The organism is Actinomadura rubrisoli (assembly GCF_004349215.1).
Taxonomy (GTDB): Bacteria; Actinomycetota; Actinomycetes; order Streptosporangiales; family Streptosporangiaceae; genus Spirillospora; species Spirillospora rubrisoli.
Map to the genome: position 1 here is coordinate 1 of NZ_SMKU01000388.1, position 8,026 is coordinate 8,026.

The 8,026-nt window shown below is 70.4% G+C and carries 6 protein-coding genes; all 6 read left to right on the forward strand.

All coding sequences use genetic code 11. The features are described from left to right. The first annotated feature begins 103 nt into the window (after window positions 1–103). On the forward strand, window positions 104–340 hold the full coding sequence (locus E1298_RS52030; RefSeq protein ID WP_165975896.1) for a DALR anticodon-binding domain-containing protein: 237 nt from the start codon (window positions 104–106) through the stop codon (window positions 338–340). Continuing rightward, window positions 337–1,728 (forward strand): diaminopimelate decarboxylase, encoded by a 1,392-nt coding sequence (lysA, locus tag E1298_RS40470; protein ID WP_131902681.1) that lies wholly within the window; start codon window positions 337–339, stop codon window positions 1,726–1,728. The genes E1298_RS52030 and lysA overlap by 4 nt, the downstream gene beginning before the upstream one ends. A 23-nt stretch (window positions 1,729–1,751) precedes the next feature. After that, a complete protein-coding gene (locus E1298_RS40475; RefSeq protein ID WP_207945130.1) occupies window positions 1,752–3,038 on the forward strand; it encodes a homoserine dehydrogenase in 1,287 nt (428 codons plus the stop codon). A 47-nt stretch (window positions 3,039–3,085) separates the two neighbouring features. After that, window positions 3,086–4,153: a threonine synthase gene (gene thrC, locus E1298_RS40480; RefSeq protein WP_131902683.1), complete on the forward strand. Its 1,068-nt coding sequence runs from the start codon at window positions 3,086–3,088 to the stop codon at window positions 4,151–4,153. 183 nt (window positions 4,154–4,336) lie between these two features. Next, window positions 4,337–5,311, forward strand: a complete 975-nt coding sequence (gene thrB, locus E1298_RS40485) for a homoserine kinase (RefSeq protein WP_243726132.1) — start codon at window positions 4,337–4,339, stop codon at window positions 5,309–5,311. Window positions 5,312–5,765: 454 nt separating this feature from the next. Next, a complete protein-coding gene (gene rho / locus E1298_RS40490) occupies window positions 5,766–7,973 on the forward strand; it encodes a transcription termination factor Rho (protein WP_131902684.1) in 2,208 nt (735 codons plus the stop codon). Window positions 7,974–8,026 lie beyond the last annotated feature (53 nt).

An 8,026-nucleotide genomic window follows, 5' to 3' on the forward strand; every position in this document is an offset into this window, starting at 1 on the left:
CTGGGTAGTTGTCCGCCGCACACGTTGAGAAAGCCAGCAGCCTCACAAGAAGTTCTCGCGGACTCTGTGGCGAGCACCCGACAATCGCAGCGCCGCGGGGGATTTGCCTGGACGGGCCGCTCAGGCCGCGCGGGAACGGGATGCCAGGCCGTTGGTGTTCTGTTTGGAGAGGGTGGCCGGGGCGTACCACGACGTGCATGAGCGGTGTCCCGCTGTGCCCCGGGGCGATGAGAAACCTGGGGCGGTGCATGCGGGGCGCGTCAGTTTGGCGGAGGCCGCGCGCATCGCCCTTGGCAACGGCCTGAACATGATCGGTGAGACCCCTAGAGAGCGGATATGAGCAGAGTTCACCCTGCCGGACCCCGGCACGCCGACGTCCTGCCCGAAGACCACCCTGCGGGCCCGGCGGACGATCTGAACGTCCTGGATCCGCATATCTGGCCGCGCGGCGCTGGACGGGCCGAGGGCGTGATGACCGTGGGCGGTCTGGATGTTCGGGATCTGGCGCGGGAGTACGGGACGCCTCTGTTCGTCTATGACGAGGAGGACGTGCGGAGCCGGGCGCGTGAGTATGCGGCGGCGTTCCATGACGGGGACGTGCACTATGCGGGCAAGGCGTTTCTCTGTACGGCTCTGGCTAAGTGGTTGAACGAGGAGGGGCTCGGGCTCGATGTGTGCAGTGGGGGTGAGCTGGCGGTTGCTCTTGCCGCCGGGTTCCCTACCGAGCGCATTACGTTGCACGGGAGTAATAAGTCGCCTTGGGAGCTGGAGAGGGCTCTGGAGGTGGGGGTCGGACGGATCGTCCTGGATTCGTTCGAGGAGATCGCGCGGCTGGGGTATCTGGCCCAGGAGCGGGGTGTGCGGCCCAAGGTGATGGTGCGCGTCACTACAGGGGTTGAGGCGCACACCCATGAGTTCATCGCGACCGCTCATGACGACCAGAAGTTCGGTTTCTCCAGGAGTTCCGGGGCGGCGCTGGAGGCCGTCCGGCGGGTTCTGGAGTTGAGGCAGCTTGAGCTTGTGGGGCTGCATAGCCACATCGGGTCGCAGATCTTCGAGGTGGACGGTTTCGAGGTCGCGGCGCACCGGCTGGCGGAGCTGCTGGTGGCCATCAGGGACGAGCATGGGATCGAGCTTCCCGAGCTGGATCTCGGGGGCGGGTACGGGATCGCGTACGTGCCCAGTGAGGAACCCCATGACCCCAAGGCGATCGCGGACGGGCTGAGGGCGATCGTGGCTCGCGAGTGCGTGTCCTATGGGCTGGCCATGCCGCGACTGACCGTGGAACCCGGGCGGGCGATCGTCGGGCCGGGCGGGGTGACCCTGTACGAGGTCGGCACGGTCAAGGACGTAGAGGGCCTGCGGACGTATGTGTCCGTGGACGGGGGGATGAGCGACAACCTGCGCACGGCCCTGTACGGCGCCGAGTACACCGGTGTGCTGGCAAGCCGTAGCTCGGATGCGTCGCCCATGCTCAGTAGGCTTGTCGGGAAGCACTGTGAAAGCGGCGATATTGTGGTGCGTGACCTTTGGTTGCCCGAAGATCTTGCGGCGGGCGACCTGGTGGCGGTGGCGGCCACCGGTGCGTACTGTCGGTCGATGGCAAGCAACTACAACTACGTTCCCAAGCCCGCCGTGGTGGCGGTGCGGGACGGCAGGTCGCGCGTGATCGTCCGGCGGGAGAGCGTCGAGGACCTGCTGAGGCTCGATGCGGAGGTCGAAGCGTGAAACCCGAACGTGGCCCGCTGCGGGTGGCGCTCCTTGGGTGCGGCGTCGTCGGCACGGAGGTCGTCCGGCTGCTGAGGGAGCAGGCGGCCGATCTGGCCGCGCGCGTCGGGGCCCCGCTGGAACTGGCGGGAATCGCCGTCCGGCGGCCGGACAGGGTCCGCGCCGGGGTGGACCGGAGCCTGCTCACGACCGACGCGCAGGCCCTGGTGACCAGGGACGACGTCGACATCGTCATCGAGGTGATCGGCGGGATCGAGCCGGCCAGGACGCTGATGCTGGAGGCGATGAAGACCGGGAAGTCGGTCATCTCGGCCAACAAGGCGCTTCTGGCGGAGGACGGTGCGACGCTGTTCGCGGCGGCGCGGGAGTACGGTTCCGACCTTTACTACGAGGCGTCGGTGGCCGGGGCCATCCCGCTTCTGCGTCCGCTAAGGGAGTCTCTGGTCGGCGACCATGTTCACCGGGTGCTCGGCATCGTGAACGGTACGACCAACTACATCCTCGATCAGATGGACACGCACGGCGCCGGATTCAACGACGCGCTGGAAGAGGCGCAGGCGCTCGGGTACGCCGAGGCTGATCCGACGGCCGATGTGGAGGGTTTCGACGCTGCGGCCAAGGCGGCGATCCTGGCGCAGCTTGCTTTCCATACGCCTGTGACTGCCGCGGACGTCCACCGTGAGGGCATCACCGAGGTGAGTGCCGCGGATGTGGCCGGCGCCAAGGGGATGGACTGTGTGGTCAAGCTGCTCGCCATTTGTGAGCGGGTTCCGTCGGAGGACGGCCGGAACGGGCGTGGTGTGTCCGTCCGCGTGTATCCGGCGATGATTCCGCGGTCGCATCCGCTGGCGAGCGTCCGTGAGGCGTACAACGCGGTGTTCGTGGAGGCGGAGTCCGCCGGGTCGCTGATGTTCTATGGCGCGGGTGCGGGCGGTGCTCCTACGGCGTCTGCGGTTCTGGGCGATCTGGTCGCGGTGGCCCGGAACGTGGTCGGCGGGACGCCTGGTCCGGTCGAAGTGACGTACGCCAAGCTGCCCGTACTGCCGATGGGTGAGACCGTCACCCGCTACTACATCCAGCTGGACGTGGCCGATGAGGCGGGTGTGCTCGCCACGGTCGCCGAAGCGTTCGCCCAGCACGGTGTGTCGATCCAGGCCGTCCGGCAGGTCGGGCTCGGCGAGGAGGCGCAGCTGGTGGTCGTGACCCACCGGGCGCCGGACGCGGCGCTGTCTGCGACGGTGCGGGGGCTGCGCGGTCTCGACATCGTCCGCGAGGTGGCGAGTGTCATGCGCGTCGAGGGAGAGGAATGACGCCGGTAGACTCCGCATGACATCGCAGGTCAGCCAAGGAGAACGACGTGAACGCGAACGCCCGTGCGTGGCGTGGCCTCATCGAGGAGTACCGCGACCGCCTTCCGGTGACGGACGCGACGCCCGTCGTCACCCTGCTGGAGGGCGGCACCCCGCTGGTACCGGCCAACCGGCTGTCGCAGCTGACCGGCTGCGAGGTGCACCTGAAAGTGGAAGGTGCCAATCCGACCGGTTCGTTCAAGGACCGCGGGATGACGATGGCGATCAGCAAGGCCGCCGAGGACGGGGCCAAGGCGGTCATCTGCGCGTCCACCGGGAACACCTCGGCCTCGGCCGCCGCCTACGCCGTCCGGGCCGGGATGACCTGCGCGGTCCTCGTCCCCAACGGCAAGATCGCCATGGGCAAGCTGGCCCAGGCGCTGGTGCACGGCGCCCGGCTGCTGCAGGTGGACGGCAACTTCGACGACTGCCTGGAACTGGCCCGCAAGCTGTCGGTCGACTACCCGGTGGCGCTGGTCAACTCGGTCAACAAGTACCGGCTGCTAGGGCAGAAGACCGCCGCGTTCGAAATCGTGGACGCGCTCGGTGACGCGCCTGACATCCACTGCCTGCCGGTGGGGAACGCCGGGAACATCTCCGCGTACTGGATGGGCTACAAGGAGTACGCCGCCGACTCGGTGGCGTCCCGCAGGCCCCGGATGCTGGGCTTCCAGGCCAGCGGCGCCGCGCCGTTCGTGAAGGGCGAGCCCGTCCTGAAGCCGCAGACGATCGCCACCGCCATCCGGATCGGCAACCCCGCGTCCTGGGACCTGGCGATCGCCGCGCGGGACGAGTCGGGCGGCGCGATCGACTCGGTCACCGACCGGCAGATCCTGGCCGCCTACCGGCTGCTGGCCAGGGAGGAGGGCGTGTTCGTGGAGCCCGCCTCGGCCGCGAGCGTGGCCGGGCTGCTCCAGGCGAGCGAACGCGGCGTCGTCGCGCCGGGTTCCAAGGTCGTCTGCACGGTGACGGGCAACGGCCTCAAGGACCCCGACTGGGCGATCTCCGGCGCGCCCGCCCCGACCGTGGTCAAGGTCGACGCGCACGCCGCCGCCTCCGCGCTGGGCCTGACCTGACCGATCGCGGTGCTGCGGGCCCTGCGGGGGCTGGTGCGGGCCTGGAAGCGTCCTGGACGACCTGTGCGGGGCTGACGCAGTCATACCTGGGCCTCCCTCCCGGCGCGGCTTGAAAGGGCCTGCCCGTCCGTACCAACGATCCTCTCGTGCATGATCACGCGGCCTGGCCGTACGGTCGTGCGCATGTACTCCGAAGGGGCCGCGATGAGCTGGCCGAACGACCCGGTGCTGGTGCGGACGCCGGCGACCAGCGCCAACCTGGGCCCGGGATTCGACACGCTGGGCCTCGCGCTGGCGCTGTACGACGACGTCGAGGTCGCGGTGACCGGCGACGGGCTGTCCATCGAGGTGGACGGCGAGGGCGCCGAGGTGGCCGACCGGGGCGAGCGGCACCTGGTCGTGAAGGTGCTGCGCCGGACGTTCGACGTGCTCGACGAACTCGCCGAGGCCGAATCCGGCCAGGTCATGGGGCAGCCGAAGGGAATCAGGCTCCGGTGCCGCAATCGGATCCCGCACAGTCGCGGTCTTGGTTCGTCCTCGGCGGCGATCGTCGCCGGGATCGTCGCGGCGCGCGCGCTGCATCCGGCCGGGCGTCTGCTGGACGACGACGTCGCACTACGCCTCGCGACGGAGATCGAGGGCCATCCCGACAATGTCGCGCCCTGTCTTGCGGGCGGCCTCACCGTGGCCTGGACGACACCGGACGGCCCCCGCCTCGTCCGGCTGGACTCGCAGGTCAAGCAGGTCGTCGCGTTCGTCCCGGAGCAGCGCCTAGCCACTGAGCGCGCGCGCGGACTGCTGCCGGAGACCGTCCTGCACAAGGACGCCGCCGCCAACGCGGGCCGTGCGGCGCTTCTGATCGCCGCACTGACGGGTGGTCTAGGCGCGAGTGTGCTTCTGGACGCGACCGAGGATCGGCTGCATCAGAACTACCGCGCCCCCGCGATGCCGGCTTCCGCGGCGCTCGTCGCATGGCTGCGCGCGGCGGGCGTGCCGGCGGTGATTTCCGGGGCAGGTCCTACTGTCCTGGCCTTCACAACCGCATCACAAGTTGATTCGATGGGCCCGGAAGTGGGTAATGGGTGGCACGAACACCCGTTGGACGTCGCGTCCCGTGGCGCCCGCGTCGTGGCCGGTGAGGCACAGGTCCGGCCGTGAGGCCGGTGCTGGGGGCGGGGCCGGCGCGACGCTCCGGCCGGTGCAGGTTCCGGCAAGATCCAGCTAGGTAAAATGCGAAGACATCGACCTCTGGGGAATAGCAGTGTGCCCTGGTGATGTTAGGCTGAATGCCGCACCAGATGCCCCGTTCGGGGCAGCGTGCTCGTCAGCCACGCGTCGCCAGTTCGGCCCTCCGGTCGTGTCGGTCCCGCGTACTAGGCTCCCCGACACCGTGACATCCCGTTGTCAGGCATTCCAGCGAAACTTCGGACGGAGCGGTAACGGGGGTTACGCACGAGCGAACCGTCCCGACCACCATCTGGCTGTGCCCAGAAATCGCAGATCGCGGTGCCATCGTGATCAGCGGAGCCCGACTCGGCGCCCCCGCCGGGCCGCACCACCGGGTTGACTGGCCGAACGCCGGCCAACGCCCGCTCCCTGGGAAGGACCCTTAGTGAGCGAATCCAGCGAACTCCTTACGGACGCATCCAGTACGGCACCCGCAGCCGACGCCGCCCAGGCCGGCGCGGAGCCTGCCACCCCCCGGCGCCGCCGGTCGGGCACGGGCCTCTCGGCCATGGTGCTGCCCGAGCTCAAGGCGCTCGCGTCCAGCCTCGGCATCACCGGCACGACCGGGATGCGCAAGAGCCAGCTCATCGCCGCCATTCAGGAGAAGCAGGGCGGCCAGGGGCAGGGCTCGGCCGGGGGCGAGCAGGGAGCCGCTGCCACGGCGAAGACCGAGCGTCCCCGGCGCACCCGCACCGCGGCCGCCGCCAAGCGCGAGGTGTCCGACGACCAGGTCACCCTCGCCGAGGCCGTGCAGGCCCCGCAGGCCCAGCAGACCGCGCAGACCCCGCAGGCCGCCGAGCAGGCTCCGGCCGCCGCGCAGGCCCCGGTGGCGGGCCAGGCTCAGGCCGCCCAGGCGCCGGTCGCCGGGCAGGCTCCGGCCGCGGGCCCCGCCGACAAGACCACTGACAAGCCCGAGCGGCAGGGCGGCCGGCAGGCCGCCAAGGCCGGCGCGGAGAAGCAGGACCGGGGGGCGTCCGACAGCAGGAGCGAGCGCGGCGAGCGCACCGAGCGCACCGACCGCGGCGAGCGCCAGGGCCGCGAGCCCGTGGCCGCGCAGGGCGGCTCGGGCGGCGCCGAGGAAGGCGAGTCCCAGGGCGGCCGTGACGGTGGCCGCGAGGGCCGCGAAGGCCGCGAGGGCGGTGGACGCCAGCGCGGGCGCGGCAGGGAGCGCGGCGAGCGCGGCGAGCGCGGCGAAGGCCGTGACAACCGCGACAACCGGAGCGACCGCGAAGGCCGCGACAACCGCGGCGAGCGCGGTGACCGGAGCGAGCGCGGCGACCGGGACAACCGCGGCGACCAGGGCGGCAACCGGCAGCGCGGCCAGAACCAGGGCGGCGGCGGCCAGAGCGACGACGACGAGAGCGGCGGCAGGGGCCGGCGCGGGCGCCGGTTCCGCGAGCGCAACCGGGGCCGCGGCGGAGGCCGCGAGCGCTACGAGGAGCCGGTGATCACCGAGGACGACGTCCTCATCCCCGTCGCGGGCATCCTCGACATCCTCGACAACTACGCGTTCGTCCGCACGACCGGCTACCTGCCCGGCCCGAACGACGTGTACGTCTCGCTGGCCCAGGTCCGCAAGAACGGCCTGCGCAAGGGCGACGTCATCACCGGCGCGGTGCGGCAGGCCCGCGAGGGCGAGCGGCGCGAGAAGTTCAACGCGCTGGTCCGCCTCGATACCGTCAACGGCATGGAGCCCGACCAGGCCAAGGGCCGGGTCGACTTCTCCAAGCTGACCCCGCTGTACCCGCAGGAGCGGCTGCGGCTGGAGTCCGACGCCGGGATCCTGACCACGCGGATCATCGACCTGGTGTCGCCGATCGGCAAGGGCCAGCGCGGCCTGATCGTCTCGCCGCCCAAGGCGGGCAAGACGATGGTGCTCCAGTCGATCGCCAACGCGATCACCAAGAACAACCCGGAGTGCCACCTGATGGTCGTCCTGGTGGACGAGCGTCCGGAAGAGGTCACCGACATGCAGCGGACGGTGAAGGGCGAGGTCATCCACTCGACCTTCGACCGTCCCGCCGAGGACCACACCACCGTCGCGGAGCTGGCGATCGAACGTGCCAAGCGCCTGGTGGAGCTCGGCCACGACGTCGTCGTGCTGCTCGACTCCATCACCCGTCTTGGCCGCGCCTACAACCTGGCCGCTCCGGCGTCCGGGCGCATCCTGTCCGGTGGTGTCGACTCGACCGCGCTGTACCCGCCCAAGCGGTTCTTCGGCGCGGCGCGCAACATCGAGAACGGCGGCTCGCTGACCATCCTCGCCACCGCGCTGGTGGAGACCGGGTCCCGCATGGACGAGGTCATCTTCGAGGAGTTCAAGGGCACCGGGAACATGGAGCTCAAGCTCAACCGGTCGCTCGCCGACAAGCGCATCTTCCCCGCGGTGGACGTCGACCAGTCCAGCACCCGCAAGGAAGAGATCCTCATGGCGCCGGAGGAGCTGCGGGTCGTCTGGCAGCTGCGCCGGGTGCTGCACGCGCTGGACACCCAGCAGGCGCTGGAGCTCCTCATCGAGAAGATGAAGGAGACCAAGTCCAACGCCGAGTTCCTGCTCCAGGTCCAGAAGACCACGGTCTCCGACGACCGCTGACCCCGCCCCCGGGCGGCGCTCCACCGCCGCCCGGGGACGCACGGCCCTTCCCC